Raw genomic sequence first — 20577 nt, 5'->3', positions numbered from 1 at the left:
CCGCCCGGCGTGTGCCGGTCGGAGGTCCGGGGCAGTGCAGGACCGTGTCGCCCTTCCTGTCCGCCGAGCCCGAGCTGCCCGATGACGTCGAACCCGGACCTGACGCGGGTTCGGGCGCGACGATCACGCCGTACCGGGACGGTCCGCTGATCGTGCGCGGGGACTTCCGGCTCCTCGACCAGGACGGCAACGAGATCGATCCCGGCCGGGACACCATCGCCCTGTGCCGGTGCGGGAAGTCCGGTATCAAGCCGTTCTGCGACGGCTCGCACAAGCGTTCCGGATTCTCGGCGCCCAGCGCCCCGAGCCGGCCACGTCCGGCTGCCCAGCTCCTCCGGGAAGCGCGCGCCACCGGCGACTGACCGGCGACGACGATTCACCCGGGCGTGTCCGGTGATCGGCAATGTGACCTGGATGACGCAGGATGCACGCGACGTACTGCTCGACGGCCCGCCGGGCTGTCCGTCGCCTGATCGGAGCGCCCCGTGGATTCCCCGCTCGCCACCGTCCTGTTGCCCGCGGCCCTGGCCATCGTCATGCTGGGCCTCGGCCTGTCCCTGACCCCGGGCGACTTCGGGCGGGTGGGGCGGCAGCCGAAGGCGGTGGTCATCGCGCTGCTGCTGCAGCTGCTGGTCCTGCCGGCGATCTGCTTCGGGCTGGTCCTCGCCTTCGACCTGCCGCCGATCCTGGCCGTCGGCATGCTGCTGCTGGCCGCCTCGCCCGGTGGCACGACGGCCAACCTGTTCAGCCACCTGTTCCGCGGCGACGTCGCCCTCAACATCACCCTGACCGCGGTGAACTCGCTGATCGCCGTCGTGACCCTGCCGGTCATCACCAACCTGGCGATCGAGTACTTCGAGCCCGCCGACGCCGGCTCCCTCGGCCTGCAGTTCGGCAAGACGGCGCAGGTGTCCGCCGTGGTCCTCGTGCCGGTGGCCATCGGGATGCTGATCCGCCGGCGCGCACCGGAGTTCGCCGACCGCATGGACAAGCCGGTGCGGATCCTGTCGGCAGTGGTCCTCGCGCTGGTGATCGTGGGCACGATGGTCGCCGAGCGGGAGAACATCACCGGCTACCTGCGCGACATCGGGCTGCCGGCGGTGCTCTTCTGCGTGCTCAGCCTGACGGTGGGTCTGCTGGTGCCCCGCGCGCTGGGCGTGACGCAGCGGCAGGCGATCGCGAGCGCCTTCGAGATCGGCATCCACAACAGCACCCTCGCCATCGCGGTGGCCATCAGCGTGCTCGGCAGCGTGGAGCTCGCCGTGCCCGCCGCCGTCTACGGCGTGCTGATGTTCCCGGTGGCGGCGGCGTTCGGCTGGGCGATCACGCGCTCGACCCGTCGGGTGGACGAGGTCGCCGCCCGGGGCTGACCCGCCGGGTCAGCGCCCGGTGTCGAACGCCTTCGCCATCTCCACCTGCTGCTCGAGCACCTCGCCGATCCGCGCCTGGACGGCGTCCAGTTCGCCGATGACCTCGCTGGTCGCGTGGATGCCGGCCGACACCGACCGGCTGCTGGACTGGATGCCCGCCACCTGCTCGGAGACCCGCTGGGTGGCGCCGGCGGTCTCCCGGGCCAGGTCCTTGACCTCGCTGGCGACGACGGCGAAGCCGCGGCCGAGCTCGCCGGCGCGGGCCGCCTCGATGGTGGCGTTGAGAGCGAGCAGGTTGGTCTGGTCGGCGATGGAGCCGATGATGCGGATGACGTCGTCGACGGCGGCCGAGGCGGTCCCGAGGGCCTCGACCTCCGCCGTCATCGACGACGCCTGGGCGACGGCCTTCTCGGCCACCCGTCCCGCGTCGTCGGCGGCCTGACGCAGCCGGTCGACCGTCTCCAGCAGCGCGCGCGAGTTGACCGCGTCGGCCTCCGCGCGGCGCAGGATGTCCAGGCGCTGGGAGACCAGCTGGGCCACGTTGCGCAGCGCCGAGCCGCGGGACTCCGACAGCTCGATGGTCGCGGTGGTGAAGAAGTCCATGGTCCCGATGACCCGGCCACCGGCGGTGATCGGGAAGCAGACGCCGGAGCGCACGCCGGCGCGCTGGGCGGCGGGTGCTCGCACGCAGTCGGTCACCTGGGCCAGGTCGCGGACGAAGACGAGGTCCCGCTGACGCCACGCGCGGCCGGAGAGGCCGACGCCCTCGGCGAAGCTGGCGCTGAGCGTCACCTTGCGGAACTCCTCACCCGCGGAGCCCGACTCGACGTCGAAGCGCAGCACGTTCGTCGTCTCGTCCAGCGCCCAGAACGAGCCGTACGCCCAGCCGAAGGCCGTGCGCACCGTCTCCAGCGCGGTCCGCAGGGCGGTCGCCTCGTCCCGTGCCTCGCCGACCTTGCCGACGACGGTGGTGACCGCCAGCCGGTCGTCGAGGTTCTCCCGCAGCTGGGCGGTGGCCAGGGCGCTCCGGCGGGCGTGGCCGACGAGTCGGCCGATGGCGTCCCACTTCTCGGCGCGGCCACCGAAGAACGGCAGCTCCCGGCGGCTGTAGTACTCCAGTACGGCGGTCACCCGGCCGTCCTCGACGACGGGGAGGAAGCAGCCCTGCCGGGCGCCGGCGGCGGCGGCGGTCCGCCACCGGGGGCAGCCGGAGGTGTCCGATGCGCTGTCCATGAGGACGGGGACCCGGTCGCGGAGCGCCTGGCCGCCGTAGCCGGCGCCGGACACCATGACGGTGCCGTCGGTCCAGGCGTCGGCCATGGTCGGGGCGAGGTCGCCCTGCGTCACCCGGATGGTGAAGTCACCCTCGCCGTCGGGCAGCCAGGCGGCGCCGTAGGCGAGGTCGAGCGAGCCGACGAGGCTGCCCAGGATGCGCTCGTGGGCGACCACCTCGTCGCCGACGTCGGTGCCCAGCGCGGCGATCACCCGCTCCAGCGCCTCGACGTCCTTCGGTGCAGCCGTCGCGGCCACCGACACTCGTCCGGCTGTGCCCTGACGACTCCACATATGCACTCCTGCTGTTCCGAGACCGCCGATTCCCGCCTGAGGGGTCTTCGGCATCGGAGCGCCCGACTTCAGTCGTACGCAACAGGTCTGGGGAGCGCTCCGGGGGATCAGGCGGCGAGCCGGCCCTGTCCGCGCAGCGCCGAGTGGCCGGTCTCCCAGGCACCCAGCAGCTGGGTGGCCGCCAGCCCGTCCATGGCGAGCGAGCAGGCGGCGCCGAACAGGACGTCGACGGCGAGCTCCGGCTCCTCGGCGACGAGCGAGCCGCACATGTCCACCGAGGCGATCTGCTCGTGGACGGCGTCGGCCTCCACGTGCTCGTCGTAGAAGACGGTCACCCGTGCGTCGTAGCCGAGCCGGCGAAGGCCGGCCGAGTAGCGCCGGCTCGGCTCGGACGAGGTCATCTCGACGGCGGTCAGGTGGCCGAGCGCAGCTCCGCGCCACCGTCGGTGCAGGCCGAAGAGGGACATGGTGTTCACCGAGGCGAACGCGACGGCCGGAGCGTCGTCCCACAGCGCCCCGTAGGCCGCATCGAGGTCGAGGGAGGTCATGAGCCCGGCGAAGAGCTCGCTGTGCATGCGTGCGGCGCTGCCGCCGCCGTACTCGTCGGCCTGGATCTCCACCATCGCCGCCTTCGCCCGTCCGGACAGCCGGGGGATGGCGAAGGTGTGCGGGTCGGCCTCCTTGAGGTGGTAGACCGACCGCAGCGTGAGGTACTCCCGCCACTGGTCGAGGGTGCCCTGCTTGGCCATGAACGAGGACAGCGACGGTCCGTCGTCGGCGGCGATGAGCGCGGTGAGCTGGCGGTCGATGGCGTCCTCGCCCACCTGGATCGGGCCGACCAGCTCGCGCAGCGCGGCCAGGTGGCGACGCTCGAGCCCGGCGCGGACGCTGAGCAGCGCCGGGTCCCACTCCCAGTCCTCGGAGACGCCGTCGAAGCCGCGGTAGTGCAGCTCGTACAGGATCGCCAGGCTGATCTGCAGGTCTTCGTCGGTGAGGGCGTCCGAGCCGCCCGCGGCGACGCGGTCGGCCTGCTCGGTCGTGGTGGCGGACGGCGAGGTGCGGTCGAGCAGGTCGCGGCAGAGCGATTGGCTCAGCGGGCCACGGGGTTCGGGCAGGCGCATGGTTCCGATCATGCCCGGTGAGCCGGCTTCGATGCCCTCGGGAATGTGATGTCGCCCGTGGGTAGTAGGCAGCCATGACCGCTCCGGAGAACCGCGTCGTCCTCGTCACCGGCGGCAGCGCCGGTATCGGCCGCTCGACGGTCACCCGGCTCGCCGGAGAGGGCTACCGGGTGGTGACCTGCGCCCGGGGCGGGGACCGGCTGGACGAGGCCGTCGGCAGCCTGCCCGGGGTCAGCACGGTGGTGGCCGACGTCGCGGACGCCGCCGATCGGGCCCGGTTGCTCGAGCGGGTCCTCGCGGAGCACAGGTCCCTCGACGGGATCGTCCTCAACGCGGGGCTGGGCTGGGCCGGTCTGCTCGAGGACATGCCCGGAGAGGTGGTCGAGGGGATCGTGGCCCTCAACCTCACCGGCGTCATCGAACTGACCCGGCTCGCGTTGCCGCACCTGCTCACCTCGGCGCGCGAGCACGGCCGGGCCGACGTGGTGGCGGTGTCCTCGGCGGCGGCCTGGTCGCAGGTGCCCCCGCTGACCGTCTACTCGGCCACCAAGGCCGGGGTGCACGGGTTCGTCAAGGGTCTGCGCCGCGAGGTCACCGCTCGCGGGGTGCGGGTGCACACGGTGAACCCGTTCTTCGTCGAGACCGAGTGGCTGGCCCGCGGGCACGGGCACCCGCCCGAGTCCGACGCCGATGCCGCCGGTCGGCTCTCCCGGGGCATCGCGCCCGACCGGGTCGGCGAGCAGATCGCCCGGTGCCTCGACGCCCGCGGTTCCCGCACGGTCGCCGTCCCGCGGTGGGCCGGACTGGCCCGCCTCGGGGAGCTGCCGCCGATCGGCCGGACCCTGGACCGGGTCCTCTCGGCGCGGTCCGGGGGGATCCGTCGCCTGGCCGCCCGGTCCGTGGAGCGGCGCACCCGCTGAGGGTCCCGGTCGCGCACCCCGTCGGTCCGGTCAGTCCGCGGCCTCGAGGACGCCGACCATCGCACGGTCGATGCACAGCGCCATGCCCGGCGTCTCACCGCTGACGCGCAGCCGGTCGCCCTCCCCGCGCAGCGACAGGTAGACGGCGTTGACGCCCTTGCGCACCGGGGCCACCTCTCCCTCCCCGCTCCCGAGCGAGACGAGGATCCAGCCGTCGCTGCCGGCGAGGTAGTTCAGCTGGACCGTCCAGTCGGCCTCCCCGGCCGGATCGGCCAGGGGGACGTCCGTCGTCCCGAGGGGGCGGACACGGTGACCGCACGCGGGCTCGGGGCCCGGCACTGACGCGTATCCGCCGGCCACCCGGGCGTCGACGAGGTGGCCACCCGCGCCCAGCACCTTCGGGTCGTCCGTGCTGGCCGACGTCCGGACGCCCGCCGGGGCGAAGACCCACGAGACCCGGTTGTAGGGAGCGGACAGCCCCCAGACGACGGAGCTCGCGACGGCGTGGTCGAGGACGGGTGCCTCGGCGGTCAGCAGGCTGCGCTGCGCGGTGGCCAGGTAGTCGCGTGCCGGCTGGGTGTTCCGGGTCTGGTCGTAGCTCGCCGTCGACCACAGGCTGAGCCCGACGAAGAAGATCGTCAGCAGGACCGCGGCGTCCCGGCGTTCGGTGCGGTCGAGGAACCCCGTCCGGGTCCCGTCCCGCACCGGTGCGCGAACCAGGAGCGCGACCGCGATCGCGGTCACGAGCGCGATGTCGGCGAAGGAACGCAGGTCGAGCGCGAACTCGGCCGTCGCGCCGCTGGTGAGCCGGCCGACGACGAGCACCAGCACGCTGAGGAGGATGTAGCCGGCGAGCAGCAGCCAGACCAGGCCGCCTCCCTCCCGCCGCCGCGCCAGCCAGCCCGCGACGGCGACGACGACCACGGCGGCCGCGACGAGCGCGGTCGGCGGATCGGCCCAGGTCCCGAAGTCGCGCCAGAACAGCGGCCCGCCCAGGAGCGCGGGCAGGATGCCGTCGGTGAGGGTCGTGCCCACGGCGTCGACCGCGGTGGCCAGTGTCCCGGACTGGTCGTCCGGGACGGTGCGCGGCAGCACCGCGGAGCCGGACCGCCACACCAGCGCGGCGGACGTCGCTGCCAGGCCGATCCACAGCCACAGCCCCCGGCGGGCGGTCGCCAGGACGGGTGTCGTCTCGCCGGACTGGCGGAGGACGACGGCGAGGACGGTGAACGCGACCACCGGGATCGCCGCGACCGCCGGGATCACCACGGCCTGCTCACCGAAGGAGAGCGCGATGCCGAAGGCGAGGGTGCCCGACACGGCGTACCGGATCCGCCGCCCGGTGCGGTGCAGGGCGAGGGCGTCGCCGCAGACCCAGGCCAGGCCGGCCTGGAACGGCACCGCGGTCACCGCGGCGGACCAGTTGTCGAACGCGGCGAGGGACAGGGGCGAGAACAGGTAGAGCGCGAGGGGGAGCAGGAGGACCGGGCGGTCGCCCAGGAGCAACCGCAGCAGGCGGAGCACGGCGAGCAAGGCCAGCGCCTGCAGGACGACGAGGGCCGCAGCCATCGGCCAGTACTCGAGGGGAGCCATCCGGGTGAGCGCGGCGGTGAGCAGGTCGGCCAGCGGGGCGAAGCGGTCGGCGTCAGGGAAGAGGAACTCCGCCGAGAAGAGCGGCAGCCGGGCCGAGCGGCCGGCGACGACGAGGTCGTCCTGCGAAAGCGCGCCTGCGAGAGCGATCCAGCCGCGCACCAGCAGTTGCCCCACGATCAGGACCGCTGCGGCCAGCTGGACCCGGTGCGACGGCGACAGCCGGCGCCGGGGACGCGGCTCGGGGGACCTCGTCGACCCCTGCGTCTCGGCGACCACGTGCGGCGCCGTGGGCGCCTCCACGACCTCGGTCACGCGATCCTCTCCTGACGCACGGGCGAGATCGTAGGCGTCCGGACACGGGGGCCCGTCCGCCGCGCGGGAAGTGCCCCCGGACGGGTAGGCCGCCCTCGGCGCACGGACCGGCCGTCGCCTGTCGATCCAGCGGAAACAACGGCGTCACATACGCGGGGCAGGTTGACCGGCAGTCGGGTAACAGAGGTCGCGGCGCCCTTGCCACGCCCGGTCCGGCGCGGTTGTCTCCAGGAAGACTGCCGGTGCGCGGCGAGGAGGATCGATGGACTTCCTGCAACCGACGTCGTGGGCCGACGCCCTCGCCGTACGGGCCGAGCGGTCGGACGCCGTCCCGATCGCCGGCGGTACCGACGTCATGGTGGACCTGAACTTCGACCGCAGGCGTCCCGGCGCGCTGCTGGATCTGGGGCGGGTGCCGGAGCTCCGGGAGTGGACGGTCGAGGACGGCACCGGTGGGGTGGGTGCCACCGGTGGGGTGGGTGGCAGCACGGTCCGGCTGGGTGCCGGCGTGCCGTACTCCCGGATCATCGACGACCTGGGCGCCCGGCTGCCCGGGCTGGCGATGGCCGCCCGCACGGTCGGGTCCCCGCAGATCCGGATCCGGGGCACCGTCGGCGGCAACCTCGGGTCGGCGTCACCGGCGGGCGACGCCCACCCGCCGCTGCTGGCGGCCGGTGCCGTGGTCGAGGTCGAGTCGGCCGCCCGGGGCGTGCGCCGGATCCCGGCGGCGGAGTTCTTCACCGGGGTGAAGCGCAACGCGCTGGAGCCGGACGAGCTGATCGCGGCGGTGCTGGTGCCGGAGGCGGTGGGGCCGCAGCAGTTCTGCAAGGTGGGGACGCGCAACGCGATGGTCATCGCGGTGTCGGCGTTCGCCTGCGCGCTGCACCCCGACCGTCGGGCGGTCGGCACCGGGATCGGCTCGGCCGCACCCACGCCGCGCCGGGCGCCGGAGGCTGAGGAGTTCCTGGCCGGCGAACTGGAGTCCGCCGGCCTCTGGGAGTCCCGGGGCGACCTGCCGGACGGCCTGGCCCGCGCTTTCGGCGAGCGGGTGGCCGCCGCGGCGTCCCCCATCGACGACGTCCGGGGGAGCGCTGCCTACCGGCGGCACTCCCTCGCGGTGATGGCGCGGCGCTCGGTGACCTGGGCCTGGGCCGAGTACCAGCAGGACCTGCGGAAGGCGGCCTGAGCATGCGCATCACCACCACCGTGAACGGGACCGAGCACGAGGTCGACGATGTGTGGGCGGGCGAGAGCCTGCTCTACGTGCTGCGCGAGCGGATGGGCCTGCCCGGGTCGAAGAACGCCTGCGAGCAGGGGGAGTGCGGGTCCTGCACGGTCTACCTCGACGGGGAGCCGGTCTGCGCCTGCCTGGTCGCGGCCGGGCAGGCGATCGGCCGGGAGGTGACCACGGTCGAGGGGCTGGCCACCGAGGGGGAGCTGCACCCGGTGCAGGAGGCGTTCGTCGAGGCGGGCGCCGTCCAGTGCGGGTTCTGCACGCCGGGTCTCCTCGTCGCCGCCCACGACCTTCTGGAACGGGTGCCCGACCCGTCCGACCTGGAGATCCGGGAGGCGCTGGCCGGCAACCTCTGCCGCTGCACCGGCTACGAGAAGATCCTCGACGCGGTCCGCCTGGCCGCTGCCCGGCAGGCCCGGCCATGAGGGGCCGAAGTGGCCACTCCGGCCCCTCCGTGAGCACCGACGCCGGCACCCGTCCCGCGACGACGGCGACCACCACGCCGGGGCGGATCGGCGACAGCCCGCTCCGCCCTGACGGGACGCTCAAGGTCACCGGCGAGTTCGCGTACGCCAGCGACCTCTGGCACGACGACATGGTCTGGGGGGTGACGCTGCGCAGTCCGCACCCGCACGCCCGCATCCGCGGCATCGACATCACGGAGGCGCTGACGGTCCCGGGCGTCACCGCGGTGCTCACCGCCGATGACGTCCCCGGCGAGAACGCCTTCGGGCTCGAGCACGCCGACCAGCCGGTGCTGGCCGTGGAGTTCGTCCGGTACGAGGGGGAACCTGTCGCGCTCGTGGCGGCCGACCACCCGGAGACCGCCCGTCGGGCGGCCGCGCGGATCCGGGTCGAGTACGAGGTGCTGCCCGCCGTCACCGACCCGCGGCACGCCATGGACGACGACGCCCCGGCCGTGCACCGCCCCGGCAACCTGGTCCGGCACCTGCAGCTGCGTCGGGGCGACCAGTCGGTGACCGCGCCGGTGGTCGTCTCCCTCGACGTCGAGGTCGGCATGCAGGACCAGGCCTTCCTGGGCCCGGAGTCGGGGCTCGCGGTACCGGCCGAGGACGGCGGCGTCGATCTCTACGTGGCCACCCAGTGGCTGCACGTCGACCAGCGGCAGATGTGCCTGGCCCTCGGGATGCCGCCGGAGAAGGTGCGGCTGCACCTCGCCGGGGTCGGGGGCGCGTTCGGCGGGCGGGAGGACCTCTCGGTCCACGTGCACGCCTCGCTGCTGGCCCTGCGCACCGGGAAGCCGGTGAAGATGAGCTACAGCCGCGAGGAGTCCTTCTTCGGGCACGTGCACCGGCACCCGGCCTGGCTCACCTACGAGTTCGGCGCCGAGCGCGACGGCACGCTGGTGTACGCGCGGGCGAGGGTCCTCCTGGACGGCGGCGCCTACGCGTCGTCCACCGCCGCCGTCGTGGGCAACGCCGGCACGCTCGGCCTGGGCCCCTACCGGATCCCGAACGTCGCGGTCGACGCCTACGGGGTGTTCACGAACAACCCGCCCTGCGGCGCCATGCGCGGCTTCGGCTGCGTGCAGGCGGCGTTCGCCCACGAGGCGCTCATGGACGAACTAGCCGACGCCGTCGGCCTCGATCCGGTGACCGTCCGGCAGCGCAACGGCATGCGCGAGGGCGACCGCAACATCACCGGGCAGCTCATCGACTCGGCGGCGCCGGTGGCGGAGCTGCTGCAGATCGTGGCCGACCTGCCGCTGCCGCCACAGCGGGACGCGGACGCCGACCTACGGGCGCTGCCCGGCTCGGTCGGGAACACCACGCACGGCGAGGGCGTGGTCCGGGGGGTCGGCTACGCGGTGACCTACAAGAACATCGGGTTCTCCGAGGGCTTCGACGACTACTCGACGGCGCGCGTCCGGTTGGAGATGACCGGTGGCGAGGCGGTGGCCACCGTGCACACCGCGGCCGCCGAGGTGGGGCAGGGCCTGATCACCGTCGAGCAGCAGATCTGCCGCACCGAGCTCGGCGTCGAGCGGGTCGTCGTCCATCCGAAGAACACCGCCGTCGGCTCCGGGGGGTCGACGTCGGCGTCACGGCAGACCTACGTCACCGGGGGAGCGGTGCAGGCGGCCTGCGTCGCGGTGCGGGACGTCGTCCTGGCGCGGGCTGCCGCGTCGCTCGGCCGCGAGGTGTCCCAGCTGCGACTGGACGGCGAGAAGATCGTCGGCGCCTCGGGCGAGGTGCTGACCGGACTGGCGGAGGTGCTCGGCGAGGACGCGGTCGAGGAGACGAGGGAGTACCGCCACCGGCCCACCCACGCGATCGACCCGGAGACCGGGCAGGGTGACGCCCACGTGCAGTTCGCCTTCTCCGCGCACCGTGCCGTCGTCGACGTCGACGTCGAGCTCGGCCTGGTGAAGGTGGTCGCGCTGGACACCGCGCAGGACGTCGGCAAGGCGATCAACCCCGACGCCGTCGTCGGCCAGATCCACGGCGGGTCGGCGCAGGGCATGGGCCTGGCGCTGATGGAGGAGATCGTGGTGACCGACGGGCACGTGCGGAACCCGTCGTTCACCGACTACCTCATCCCGACGATCCTCGACATGCCGCCCATGCAGGTGAAGGTGCTGGAGTACGCCGATCCGCACGCGCCGTACGGCGTCCGGGGGGTGGGGGAGCCGCCGACGATCTCGTCGGGTCCCGCCGTCGCCGCCGCCGTCCGGGCCGCGTGCGGCAGGCCCCTGCGCCGGGTGCCGATCCGTCCGGAGCACATCACCGGCACCTGACCGCGCAACCTGGAGATCACCGCCGGGACCCCGGTTGTTCTCCTGCGCGCCGTCGGGAGGTCGGCGGACCGCACCAGGGTGAGCGCGCCACGATCCGCTCCCACCCTGAGGTGACCTGTGCTCCGTCGTCCCGTCCTTCCCGTCGCCGGCGTCCTCGCCGCGGCCCTCCTCGTCGGCGCTGCCGGCCCCGCCGCGGCTCACGATGACCGGGACCGGCCCAGCTCCTTCGCGTCGATCGCGACCTTCGACGTCGCCGGCGAGGTCGCGGAGATTCTCGCGGCGACGCCGGACGGCCGAACGGTGCTCTACACCGACTCGGCGCTGCGCCAGGTCGGACTGGTAGACATCTCGCGCCCCGACCGTCCGCGCCAGCTCGGCGTCATCGCCGTCGGGGGCTCGCCGACATCGGTGACGGTCACCAAGGACGGCCGCTACGCGCTCGTGGGCGTCGACACCACCACGGACCTGACCGCCCCGTCGGGTGTGCTCGCGGTCGTCGAGCTGCGCAGCAGGCAGATCGTCCGGACGATCGACCTCGGCGGGCAGCCGGACTCCGTCGCCCTCTCGCCGGACGGCCGGTACGCCGCGCTCGCCATCGAGAACCAGCGGGACGAGGAGCTCGTGGTGGGCGGGATCGAGGGCGGGCTGCCCCAGCCGCCCGCGGGCTACCTCTCCGTGGTGGAGCTGCGCGGACAGGTCCGGGCGTGGACCGAGTCGCGCGTCGCGCTGACGAACCTGCCCGGCATGGCCTATCCCACGGACCCCGAGCCGGAGTTCGTGGACGTCGACCGGCGCAACGTCGCGGCGGTCACCTTGCAGGAGAACAACGCAGTGGCGCTGGTGGACCTGGCGAAGCGGCGGGTGGTGCACTCCTTCTCCGCCGGCACGGTCAGCCGCACCGACGCCGACATCGTGGACGACGACGTGGTCGCGTTCGACGACGCCCTCGTCGCCCCGCGTGAGCCCGACGCCGTCCAGTGGACTCCCGGCGGCAACCTGATCACCGCCGACGAGGGCGATCTCGCCGCAGAGCCGAGTGGTGGCCGCGGGTGGACGGTGTTCCGCCCCGACGGCGCGGTGCTGTTCACCGCGGGAGGGTCCGCCGAGCAGGCGCTCGCCGCCGCCGGCGCCTACCCGGACGGTCGCAGTGACGACAAGGGTGCGGAGTTCGAGGGGGCGGAGGTCGCCCGGTTCGGCGGCGACACGTACGCCTTCATCGGTGCCGAGCGCGGGGACGCCGTCGTCGTCTACGACATCGACCGGGAGACCCGCCCCGAGCTGCGGCAGGTGCTGCCCACCGGGGACGCTCCGGAAGGACTGCTGGCGCTGCCGGCGCAGGGCCTGTTCCTCGCCAGCAACGAGGACGACGGCTCCATCTCCGTCTTCGCCCTGCAGCGGCCGCGCGGCGGCCACCGCTGAGCGTCGGGCCGCGCCGGGCGGCGGTTCACCGCCGACCGGTGCGGGCACCGGGTCCGCCGTGCCTTTCGAACCAGGTCTGCTGACCGTCCGCCGCGTCGACGCCCACCGGTGGGCCTTGGTGGACGAGCTGGTCTACCTCGGACGCCGGGACCGGTTCGTCGTGCCGGCCGGCTTCCGCACCGACTTCGCGACCGTGCCGCGGGTGGTCACCTGGCTGGTCCCGCGGTTCGGCGCCTACACGCTGGCCGCGATCCTGCACGACTGGCTGATCACCGAGGGTCTGCGCACGCGGGTGGTCACGTCTCGGGACGCCGATGGCATCTTTCGCCGGGTCCTGCGGGAGAGCGGGGTGCCGGTGCTGCGGCGCTGGCTGATGTGGACCGGTGTGCGGTGGGGTGCGCTGACCGACGAGCGGCGTTGCCAGGGCTGGCTGGTGGGCGCTCCCGGCGTGCTGACGATCTCGGTGGTGGCCGCCCCGCTCGTGCTCCCACCCGCCCTCGCCATCCTCCCGGCCCTCGCCGTCTACACGGTGGCCGAACGGCTGGTGGCCCGGTTCGTCCCCGCCCGCCCAGAGGAACTGGTGCTGCCTTCCATGAGGTGAGAAGAGGCTGCGCCACGTCGACCGCTGCGCCAAGCTGCCTGGCATGACCGATTCCTCCGGCCCGCCGTTCCGCGCCGACCACGTCGGCAGCCTGCTCCGTCCCAAGAACCTGCTGGACGCCCGCGCCCGGCACGCCGCCGGCGAGATCGACGACGCGGAGCTGCGGGGCATCGAGGACGAGGCGATCGCCGACGTCGTCCGGATGCAGGCCGACGTGGGGCTGCGGACGGCGACCGACGGGGAGTTCCGCCGCGCCTCGTGGCACATGGACTTCATCTACGCGATCGACGGCATCACGAAGGTCACCGACCAGAACATCGTCGTCCACTTCAAGAACGCCGACGGGAGCCTGGACTACACCCCGGCGGGGCTGCACGTGGACGGCCCGCTGGGCATCGAGCGGCCGATCTTCGGCGAGGACCTCGCGTACCTGCAGTCGGTCGTGGCGGAGGGGCAGACGCCGAAGCTGACGATCCCGTCGCCGTCGATGGTCCACTACCGCGGGGGAGCGGCCGCCATCGATCCGGCCGTCTACGCGGACGAGGACGAGTTCTGGGCCGCGCTGTCGGCCGCCTACGGCCAGCAGGTGCAGGGCATCGCGGCGCAGGGCTGCACCTACCTGCAGTTCGACGACACGAGCCTCGCCTACCTCAACGATCCGCAGCAGCGCGCCGAGCTGGCCGCGCAGGGGCGGGACGCCGACCACCTGCACGAGCGCTACATCCGGCAGATCAACGCGTCGCTGACCGGCCGGCCGGACTCGCTGACGGTCACCACGCACCTGTGCCGGGGCAACTTCCGTTCCTCCTGGGTCGCCGAGGGCGGGTACGACTTCGTCGCCGAGGCGCTGTTCGGCGGGCTGGAGGTCGACGGGTTCTTCCTCGAGTACGACGACGACCGGTCCGGGGGCTTCGAGCCGCTGCGGTTCGTGCCGCCGGGCAAGCGCGTCGTCCTCGGCCTGGTGACGACGAAGCGGCCGGAGCTGGAGCGCAAGGACGACCTCAAGCGGCGCATCGACGAGGCGGCGGCGTTCGTCCCGCTGGAGCAGCTGGCCCTGTCCGGGCAGTGCGGCTTCTCCTCCACCGTCGAGGGCAACTCCCTGACCCGGGACGAGCAGATCGCGAAGCTGGCCCTGATCGTGGAGACCGCCGAGGAGGTCTGGGGCTGACCGGTGACCCGGCCGCACCGGTCTTGACCGCCGCGACTTTGCAGCGCAAAGTGAGTGCATGAATCCTGCGACGAACGTCAACGGGGACGTCGAAGCCGCGCGCCGATTGATCGGTGACGCGGAGGCTCTGGGGGAGCGGGGCTGGCGGCTGGCGTCGCCGGTGTGGTTCCCCCAGATCGTCACTGCGCTCGCCGTGCTCGCCTCGGTCCCGGTGGCGCTGCTCCTGGACCAGGACAACGGGGCGGGCTGGTACTGGACCGTCATGACGCCGGTGGCGGCGGTCGCGAGCGGCTGGTTCTTCGCCAGTCGGGGAGTACGCGCACCCGATCGGGTCGGTCTGGTGGTGCTGGCCACCGGGGTGGCCATGCTGATCGGCTCGCTCCTCGTCGTCCGGCTGGCCGCCGGATCGTGGGACATGGCGCCCTGGCTCATCCTCGGCATGGGGTTCGCGGTCTTCGCCGCGGCGTGGCGCTCGGTGTCCACGGCCGTGATCGCCCTCGCCGTCCTCGGCGCGGTGGTCGCCGTGACGCTCACCGACGCGGCGGACAGCTATCTGGTCCTCGCGCTCGTGGTCGGCGTGGTGGCCGGCGGAGCAGCGGTGGTGGAACTCGTGCGCGCGGACCCGGCCCGGGCCCGGTGACCGACCCCCACCCCACGGTCGGCCTGGACGACACCGTGCACCAGCGCTCCCGACTCGGCATCCTCGCGCTGCTGCGGAGCGGCGTCGGAATCGAGTTCGCGTCGATCAGGAACGAGCTGCACCTCACCGACGGCAACCTCAACCGCCACCTCAAGGTCCTGGAGGACGCGGCGTTCATCAGCAGCCGCCGGGAGACCGGCCGGGGGCGGCCACGGACGTGGGTCACGATCACCGCCGCCGGGCAGGCCGCGCTGGAGCAGGAGCTCGCCGCCCTGCGGGCGCTGATCGCCGCTGCGGAGTAGCGCTGCGCGGCCCGCCTAGGCTTCCCGTCGTGCGGCCCTTCCTCCTCCTCTCCTCGCGCGGCGAGGACGTCGCCGCCGACGGCGAGTACGAGGCCTTCCTGCGCTTCTCCGGTCTACCGCCCGAGCGGCTGCGGCGGGTACGCATGGAGGCCGGACCCCTGCCTGCCATCCGGCTGGACGACTACGCCGGCGTCCTCGTCGGGGGCGGGCCGTTCAACTCCAGCGACCCTCCGACGGAGAAGTCGGCCGTGCAGCACCGGGTGGAGCGAGAGCTGTCGGCGCTGCTCGACGAGATCGTGGCGCGCGACTTCCCGTTCTTCGGCGCCTGCTACGGCGTCGGGACCCTCGGCGTGCACCAGGGCGGGATCATCGATCGGACCTACGCCGAGCCCATCTCCGCGGTGCGGATCCGGCTCACCGACGAGGGGCTGGCCGACCCCCTGCTCGACGGCATGGCGCCGGAGTTCGATGCCTTCGTCGGGCACAAGGAGGCGTGCCGCGTGCTGCCGCCCGGCGCCGTGCTCCTGGCCAGCTCGGCCGACTGCCCGGTGCAGATGTTCCGGATCAAGCAGAACCTCTACGCCACCCAGTTCCACCCCGAGCTCGACGTCGCCGGCATCGTCACGCGGGTGCACGTGTACCAGCACGCCGGATACTTTCCGCCCGAGGAGCGCGACGAGCTGATCGGCCGTCTCACCCCGGCCGTCATCACCGAGCCCGGGCGGATGCTGGCGAACTTCGTGGCGCGCTACGGCTGACCGGCGGCGGTTGATCATCAGCGGCCGGGCATGATGCCCGCCGTGACCGAGACCCGGCAGGACCGTTCCCGCCTCGCCCGTGCCTGGTGGGCCGCGCTGTTCGCCGTCGTCGCGGTCTCGGTCTCGATCGAGTTCGTGCAGAACGTCGTCGATCCCGCCGACCCGGCGACCAGCATCGTCACCCGGATCGTCCGCTTCTTCAGCTACTTCACGATCCAGAGCAACCTGTTGGTGCTGGCCGCCGTCCTGCCGCTGGTGCGCGACCCGGGCCACGACGGTCCGCTCTGGCGGGTGGTCCGGCTGGCCTCACTGCTCGGGATCACGATCACCGGGCTGGTGTACGCGGTGGTGCTCGCGCCGCTCTACGACCCGCAGGGCATCGACGCCTGGACCAACGCGGGGGAGCACTACGTGTCGCCGGTGATGACCCTGCTCGGCTGGCTGGTGTTCGGTCCGCGCCCGCGGATCACCGCAGGCGTCGTGGCCCGGGCGCTCGTCTGGCCGATCCTCTGGATCGCCTGGATCCTCGCCCAGGGCCCCGTCACCGACTGGTACCCCTACGACTTCATGTCCGTGGCCGTCCACGGCTACGGGACCGCCTTGCGCAACCTCGCGTTCGTGGTCCTGCTGGCGCTGGCCTTCCTGCTGGCGTTCCGGCTGGTCGACCGGAAGCTGTCGGCGACCGACGGCGCCCTGCCGGCTCAGGCCGAGCGGTCGTCCCTCGCGCGGTAGGGCGAGCCGGCGTTGAAGACGTCGAGGGTGTAGCGGTCGAACCGCTGCAGCGACTCGCGGGTCAGCCGGCCCAGGCGGGTCGTCCGGCCGGGCCCCCGGTCGTCCCGGCTGCGGGTGGGCGTGCCCCGGCCGGCGCTGCGCCGGCCGCCGTGGTGCACGTCGGCGGTGTGGATCGCGGAGGCGGACTCGGCGTCGAAGGCGTCGGCCAGCTCGGAGGTGAGGTCCTCGCGACCGGCCTCGACGAGGGCGTTGGCCTTCGAGACGTAGGCCGCATGCATGCGCACCAGGCGCTCATCGGCCCCCGGCGTGCGGAGGGTGCTGCTGGCGGGGACGGCGCCGGGGAAGCGGTCGCCGTTGTCCTCGAGCGTGGCGGGTCGTACTGACGTCATGATGACTCGTCCTCTGTGTGGTGCGTACGTTCAGGTCTGGTGAGCGGGCGCAGGCCTGGGTTCGCAGCTCTGCGAACCGGCGGCGTCGCCGGAACCGGCCGGCGCGTCCCGCGGCTGTGCGGGTCGCGCTCGTGGGCGGCCGTGCCTCCGCGGGCACGCATCCGAGTCTACGAAGGACCCGGTTGCCTGCTCGTGTCAACGCGGGCAACCTCCGGTGACATTCCTCGCCACGATGTGACGCGCGGCGCCTCCCGGAAATGGGGTGAGCCCGCACGGCGAGCCACCGAGGGCGCCTCCTCGTAGACCGAGACCGAGACCGAGCAGGCGGACCGCTGCGAGCTGTGCGGTCAGCCGTGCGAGGAGGCGGACGGCGGCCGGGGGAGAACTGCGGGTCGACCTCACGCGCGAGGAGCAGGGTGAACTCCTGTACTGGGTGGGCGACTTCTGCTCGCAGGAGCATGCCGCCGAGTGGCTGCGCCGGCCGCTGCCGAAGCCACTCGCGCCGTCGCCGCCTCCCGGGCCCACCTCGTGGTCCCACCGGCTCGCGATGGGTGGCTGCTTCGCCGTCTTCCTCGTCCTGGTCGCGTGCCTCGCGATCGGTGGCTGGACGGTGGTGCGGTTCCTGCTCGACCACGTCTGAGCCCGGGACGCACGGCGGCCCCCGACCTCGCTGAGGTCGGGGGCCGTCGTGTCAGCCGTCGCGATCAGATGTCGAGCATCAGATGTCGTAGTACATCGCGAACTCGTGCGGGTGCGGGCGGAGACGGATCGGGTCGATCTCGTTCTCCCGCTTGTACTCGATCCACGTCTCGATCAGGTCGGGGGTGAACACCCCGCCGTCGATGAGGTACTCGTGGTCGACCTCGAGCCGGTCGAGGACGGCGTCGAGCGACGCAGGCACCTTCTCGATGCCGAGGGCCTCCTCGGGCGGCAGCTCGTAGAGGTCCTTGTCGACCGGGGCCGGCGGCTCGATCTTGTTCTTCACGCCGTCGAGGCCGGCCATGAGCATCGCCGAGAAGGCGAGGTAGGGGTTGGCCGACGGGTCGGGCACGCGGAACTCGATGCGCTTGGCCTTCGGGTTGTCGCCCGAGATCGGGATCCGGGTGCAGGCCGAGCGGTTGCGGGCCGAGTAGACGAGGTTGATCGGCGCCTCGTAGCCGGGCACCAGGCGGTGGTAGCTGTTGACCGTCGGGTTGGTGAAGGCGAGCAGCGACGGGGCGTGCTTGAGCAGACCACCGATGTAGTGCCGGGCCATGTCGGAGAGGCCCGCGTAGCCGGTCTCGGCGTGGAACAGCGGCTGGCCGTCCATCCAGAGGCTCTGGTGGCAGTGCATGCCGGAGCCGTTGTCGCCGAACAGCGGCTTGGGCATGAAGGTGACGCTCTTCCCCTCGGCCCAGGCGGTGTTCTTGATGATGTACTTGAACAGCATCAGGCTGTCGGCCGAGCGCAGCAGCGTGTCGAACTTGTAGTTGATCTCCGCCTGACCGCCGGTGCCCACCTCGTGGTGACCGCGCTCGAGCTCGAGGCCCGCCTTCGTCAGGTTGCTCATCATGGTCGAGCGCAGATCGCTCTGGTGGTCGTAGGGCTCGACCGGGAAGTAGCCGCCCTTGGGCCGGGTCTTGTAGCCGAGGTTCGGACCACCGTTCTCGCCGGTCAGGGAGCCGGTGTTCCACGATCCCTCGACCGCGTCGATGTGGTAGTAGCCCTCGTTGATGCCGGTGCCGTGCCGGATGGAGTCGAAGATGTAGAACTCCGCCTCGGCGCCGAAGTACGCGGTGTCGGCGATGCCGCTGGAAGCCAGGTAGGCCTCGGCCTTCTTCGCGACGTTGCGCGGGTCGCGGCTGTAGGCCTCACGCGTGATCGGGTCGTGGATGAAGAAGTTGACGTTCAGCGTCTTGTGGCGGCGGAACGGGTCGAGGAAGGCGCTGTTGGCGTCGGGCAGCAGCAGCATGTCCGACTCGTTGATCGCCTGGAAACCGCGGATCGAGGACCCGTCGAAACCCAGACCTTCGGAGAACGTGTCCTCACCGAAGGTCGACGCCGGGATGGTGAAGTGCTGCATGACGCCGGGAAGGTCGCAGAAACGGACGTCGACGTACTCGACGTCGTTGTCGCGGATGTAGGCGGCGACCTCGTCGGGGCTGGTGAACATCGATCCTCCGGGATTGGGCGGACTACCGAACCGAAAGTTACGAGCGGGGAGTTGCCCTCCCGTGTCCCGAGTGTTTCGGGGCGGTAACAACGATCCCGGCGTGTCGCCGGGCGGCCGCTCCGGTGCCCCGGGCACTGCTCGAACCGCGTCTTACGCTGGCGTGCATGGTGAGTGATGTGCAGCCACCCTCTCAGGACCGCGTCCGCGGCGCCTCTCTGGGGCTACCGGCGGAGGGCCCCGGATCGCTGGCCTCCTTCAGCACCCGCGTCGTCGCCTTCGTCGTCGACGCGGTGGGATCCGCCCTGGTCGCCGGGTTGTTCACCGCACCGGACCTGCCGGGCAACTGGGCGCTGGCCGCCTTCGCCGTCATCACTGTCGTGACGCTCGTGCTCGTCGGGCAGACCCCCGGCATGCGGCTGCTGGGCCTCCGGCTGGCGCACCCGCGGCCGGGTCAGCGCCTGGCCCCGTGGCGGGCCGTGGTCCGCACCGCCCTGCTGTGCCTGCTGGTCCCGGCCCTGCTGGTCGACGCCGACGGGCGGGGCCTGCACGACCGGCTCACCGACACCGCCGTCGTCAGGGGCTGAGGACGAGGAAGGCCCAGCCCGGAACCGGACTGGGCCTTCCTCGCGCCATCGGTTCAGCCGCGCCGGCGGACCTGCCGCTGGCTGATCGACATCTGCTTGCCACCGGGCATCGGCCCGCCGGGGACGGGCATGCGGGCGCCACCCAGGGCGCTCATCCGCCGGCCGAGCGCGTTGACCTCGGCCGCGGACAGGTTGCGCGGGAGCTTCATCACGTGCGCGCTCAGCTTGCGCAGCGGGATCTGCCCCTCGTCGTCACCGACGACGATGTCGTAGATCGGGGCGTCGCCGACCACCCGGGCGACCTTCTTCTTCTCCTGGGCGAGCAGGCCGCGGACCCGGCCGGGGACGCCCTCGGCGACCAGGATCACGCCGGGCCGGCCCAGCACCCGGTGGACGGCGTCCATCTGCTGGGTGCCGGCGACACCGGAGGTGACCCGCCAGTCACCGCGCATGCCCTCGAGCACCCATGCTGCCGCGCCGGGCTGCCCCTCGACCTGCCGGTACGCCGACCCCTGGGCCCGGCGGCCGAACACGATGAGGGCGGCGAGGGCACCGGAGACCAGCGCCAGCGGCAGGAAGATGAACGGCGAGCTCAGCAGGATGCCGATGAGCTCGACGACGGCGGCCACCGCCACGAACCAGATCAGCATGATCCAGGGCAGCTTGGGGTCGTTCTTGCGCGTCAGCGTGTAGGCCTGCTTGATCATGCGGGCCTGGCCGGTCAGCTTCTTCAGCCGGCCCACCTTCGGCTGCCCGTTCTTGTCGAGCTTCGGCGGCTTGCCGCCACCCTGGGCCACCGAGGCGGCCGTCGAGCCCGAGCGACCTCGCCCACCGCTCTGGGGCCCGGTGCCGGCCTTGCCGCTCGGAGCGGTCGCGTCTGTGGGCTTGCTGCGTGCCATGCCCCCCACGATACGGGCGTCCGGGGCGCACACCCCGTACCTACCGGCGCGGACGTCCG

The 20577-nt window shown here is 72.7% G+C and carries 21 protein-coding genes; 15 read left to right on the top strand and 6 right to left on the bottom strand.

All coding sequences use genetic code 11. The features are described from left to right. The first annotated feature begins 44 nt into the window (after positions 1-44). Both CRP30_RS18940 and CRP30_RS18935 read left to right on the top strand, forming a co-directional pair. Positions 45-362 carry a CDGSH iron-sulfur domain-containing protein gene (locus CRP30_RS18940; protein ID WP_200814855.1) on the top strand — a complete coding sequence of 106 codons (318 nt, stop codon included), beginning with the start codon at positions 45-47 and terminating at the stop codon, positions 360-362. A gap of 123 nt (positions 363-485) precedes the next feature. Further along, positions 486-1370, top strand: coding sequence for a bile acid:sodium symporter family protein (locus tag CRP30_RS18935; RefSeq protein ID WP_097185562.1), 885 nt, complete (start codon positions 486-488; stop codon positions 1368-1370). 9 nt (positions 1371-1379) lie between these two features. On the opposite strand, the gene CRP30_RS18930 is transcribed toward CRP30_RS18935, so the two are convergent. Beyond that, on the bottom strand, positions 1380-2900 hold the full coding sequence (locus CRP30_RS18930; RefSeq protein ID WP_235003544.1) for a methyl-accepting chemotaxis protein: 1521 nt from the start codon (positions 2898-2900) through the stop codon (positions 1380-1382). A 143-nt stretch (positions 2901-3043) separates the two neighbouring features. After that, positions 3044-4057 (bottom strand): iron-containing redox enzyme family protein, encoded by a 1014-nt coding sequence (locus tag CRP30_RS18925; protein WP_097185678.1) that lies wholly within the window; start codon positions 4055-4057, stop codon positions 3044-3046. A 74-nt stretch (positions 4058-4131) separates the two neighbouring features. Here CRP30_RS18925 and CRP30_RS18920 point away from each other — a divergent pair, with 74 nt between their 5' ends. Next, entirely contained in the window at positions 4132-4977 is an 846-nt protein-coding gene (locus tag CRP30_RS18920) for an SDR family NAD(P)-dependent oxidoreductase (protein WP_097185560.1), read from the top strand. Positions 4978-5007: 30 nt separating this feature from the next. Here the strand turns inward: CRP30_RS18920 and CRP30_RS22575 are convergent, their stop codons facing one another. Further along, positions 5008-6882: a hypothetical protein gene (locus tag CRP30_RS22575; RefSeq protein ID WP_097185559.1), complete on the bottom strand. Its 1875-nt coding sequence runs from the start codon at positions 6880-6882 to the stop codon at positions 5008-5010. A gap of 262 nt (positions 6883-7144) precedes the next feature. On the opposite strand from CRP30_RS22575, the gene CRP30_RS18910 reads away from it, so the two are divergent. From CRP30_RS18910 to CRP30_RS18865, 10 genes are all read left to right on the top strand, one after another. Then, entirely contained in the window at positions 7145-8068 is a 924-nt protein-coding gene (locus tag CRP30_RS18910) for an FAD binding domain-containing protein (protein ID WP_097185558.1), read from the top strand. A gap of 2 nt (positions 8069-8070) precedes the next feature. Next, complete coding sequence (locus CRP30_RS18905) at positions 8071-8541, top strand: (2Fe-2S)-binding protein (RefSeq protein ID WP_097185557.1); 471 nt, start codon at positions 8071-8073, stop codon at positions 8539-8541. 29 nt (positions 8542-8570) lie between these two features. Then, entirely contained in the window at positions 8571-10874 is a 2304-nt protein-coding gene (gene pucD, locus CRP30_RS18900) for a xanthine dehydrogenase subunit D (RefSeq protein ID WP_235003543.1), read from the top strand. Positions 10875-10991: 117 nt separating this feature from the next. Next, positions 10992-12293 (top strand): choice-of-anchor I domain-containing protein, encoded by a 1302-nt coding sequence (locus CRP30_RS18895; RefSeq protein WP_097185555.1) that lies wholly within the window; start codon positions 10992-10994, stop codon positions 12291-12293. Positions 12294-12351: 58 nt separating this feature from the next. Further along, positions 12352-12894 carry a DUF1353 domain-containing protein gene (locus tag CRP30_RS18890; RefSeq protein WP_097185554.1) on the top strand — a complete coding sequence of 181 codons (543 nt, stop codon included), beginning with the start codon at positions 12352-12354 and terminating at the stop codon, positions 12892-12894. Positions 12895-12937: 43 nt separating this feature from the next. Next, the gene (locus CRP30_RS18885; protein ID WP_097185553.1) at positions 12938-14062 is read left to right on the top strand and encodes a 5-methyltetrahydropteroyltriglutamate--homocysteine S-methyltransferase; all 1125 of its coding nucleotides are present in this window, start codon (positions 12938-12940) and stop codon (positions 14060-14062) included. A gap of 58 nt (positions 14063-14120) precedes the next feature. Beyond that, positions 14121-14702 (top strand): hypothetical protein, encoded by a 582-nt coding sequence (locus CRP30_RS18880; protein ID WP_143278499.1) that lies wholly within the window; start codon positions 14121-14123, stop codon positions 14700-14702. Beyond that, the gene (locus CRP30_RS18875) at positions 14699-15004 is read left to right on the top strand and encodes a transcriptional regulator (RefSeq protein ID WP_097185551.1); all 306 of its coding nucleotides are present in this window, start codon (positions 14699-14701) and stop codon (positions 15002-15004) included. The genes CRP30_RS18880 and CRP30_RS18875 overlap by 4 nt, the downstream gene beginning before the upstream one ends. 29 nt (positions 15005-15033) lie before the next feature. Beyond that, positions 15034-15762: a glutamine amidotransferase gene (locus CRP30_RS18870; protein ID WP_097185550.1), complete on the top strand. Its 729-nt coding sequence runs from the start codon at positions 15034-15036 to the stop codon at positions 15760-15762. Between the two features lie 42 nt (positions 15763-15804). After that, positions 15805-16494 carry a Pr6Pr family membrane protein gene (locus CRP30_RS18865; RefSeq protein WP_143278498.1) on the top strand — a complete coding sequence of 230 codons (690 nt, stop codon included), beginning with the start codon at positions 15805-15807 and terminating at the stop codon, positions 16492-16494. Here the strand turns inward: CRP30_RS18865 and CRP30_RS18860 are convergent. Continuing rightward, positions 16464-16883 carry a hypothetical protein gene (locus CRP30_RS18860; RefSeq protein ID WP_097185548.1) on the bottom strand — a complete coding sequence of 140 codons (420 nt, stop codon included), beginning with the start codon at positions 16881-16883 and terminating at the stop codon, positions 16464-16466. The two genes, CRP30_RS18865 and CRP30_RS18860, sit on opposite strands and share 31 nt — an antisense overlap. A gap of 433 nt (positions 16884-17316) precedes the next feature. Between CRP30_RS18860 and CRP30_RS18855 the strand changes: the two genes are divergently transcribed. Further along, positions 17317-17523 (top strand): hypothetical protein, encoded by a 207-nt coding sequence (locus CRP30_RS18855; RefSeq protein WP_097185547.1) that lies wholly within the window; start codon positions 17317-17319, stop codon positions 17521-17523. A gap of 78 nt (positions 17524-17601) precedes the next feature. On the opposite strand, the gene glnA is transcribed toward CRP30_RS18855, so the two are convergent. After that, positions 17602-19035 (bottom strand): type I glutamate--ammonia ligase, encoded by a 1434-nt coding sequence (glnA, locus tag CRP30_RS18850; RefSeq protein WP_097185546.1) that lies wholly within the window; start codon positions 19033-19035, stop codon positions 17602-17604. A 176-nt stretch (positions 19036-19211) separates the two neighbouring features. Between glnA and CRP30_RS18845 the strand changes: the two genes are divergently transcribed. Then, complete coding sequence (locus tag CRP30_RS18845) at positions 19212-19619, top strand: RDD family protein (RefSeq protein ID WP_235003542.1); 408 nt, start codon at positions 19212-19214, stop codon at positions 19617-19619. A 53-nt stretch (positions 19620-19672) separates the two neighbouring features. Here CRP30_RS18845 and CRP30_RS18840 read toward each other — a convergent pair whose 3' ends face one another. Continuing rightward, complete coding sequence (locus tag CRP30_RS18840) at positions 19673-20518, bottom strand: DUF4191 domain-containing protein (protein WP_097185544.1); 846 nt, start codon at positions 20516-20518, stop codon at positions 19673-19675. Positions 20519-20577: the final 59 nt, after the last annotated feature.

The sequence above is a fragment of the Blastococcus haudaquaticus genome (genome assembly GCF_900230285.1).
Classification (GTDB): domain Bacteria; phylum Actinomycetota; class Actinomycetes; order Mycobacteriales; family Geodermatophilaceae; genus Blastococcus_B; species Blastococcus_B haudaquaticus.
Note: the sequence above shows the minus strand (reverse complement) of the source record. Positions and strands in the feature narration are given on the sequence as shown.

Excerpts from the sequence above, each read along its gene's own strand:
- CRP30_RS18880 (WP_143278499.1), top strand. The coding sequence starts at position 14,121 with ATGAATCCTGCGACGAACGTCAACGGGGACGTCGAAGCCGCGCGCCGA.
- CRP30_RS18905 (WP_097185557.1), top strand. The coding sequence starts at position 8,071 with ATGCGCATCACCACCACCGTGAACGGGACCGAGCACGAGGTCGACGAT.
- glnA (WP_097185546.1), bottom strand. The coding sequence starts at position 19,035 with ATGTTCACCAGCCCCGACGAGGTCGCCGCCTACATCCGCGACAACGAC.
- CRP30_RS18910 (WP_097185558.1), top strand. The coding sequence starts at position 7,145 with ATGGACTTCCTGCAACCGACGTCGTGGGCCGACGCCCTCGCCGTACGG.
- CRP30_RS18860 (WP_097185548.1), bottom strand. The coding sequence starts at position 16,883 with ATGACGTCAGTACGACCCGCCACGCTCGAGGACAACGGCGACCGCTTC.
- CRP30_RS18925 (WP_097185678.1), bottom strand. The coding sequence starts at position 4,057 with ATGCGCCTGCCCGAACCCCGTGGCCCGCTGAGCCAATCGCTCTGCCGC.
- CRP30_RS18840 (WP_097185544.1), bottom strand. The coding sequence starts at position 20,518 with ATGGCACGCAGCAAGCCCACAGACGCGACCGCTCCGAGCGGCAAGGCC.
- CRP30_RS18885 (WP_097185553.1), top strand. The coding sequence starts at position 12,938 with ATGACCGATTCCTCCGGCCCGCCGTTCCGCGCCGACCACGTCGGCAGC.
- CRP30_RS18920 (WP_097185560.1), top strand. The coding sequence starts at position 4,132 with ATGACCGCTCCGGAGAACCGCGTCGTCCTCGTCACCGGCGGCAGCGCC.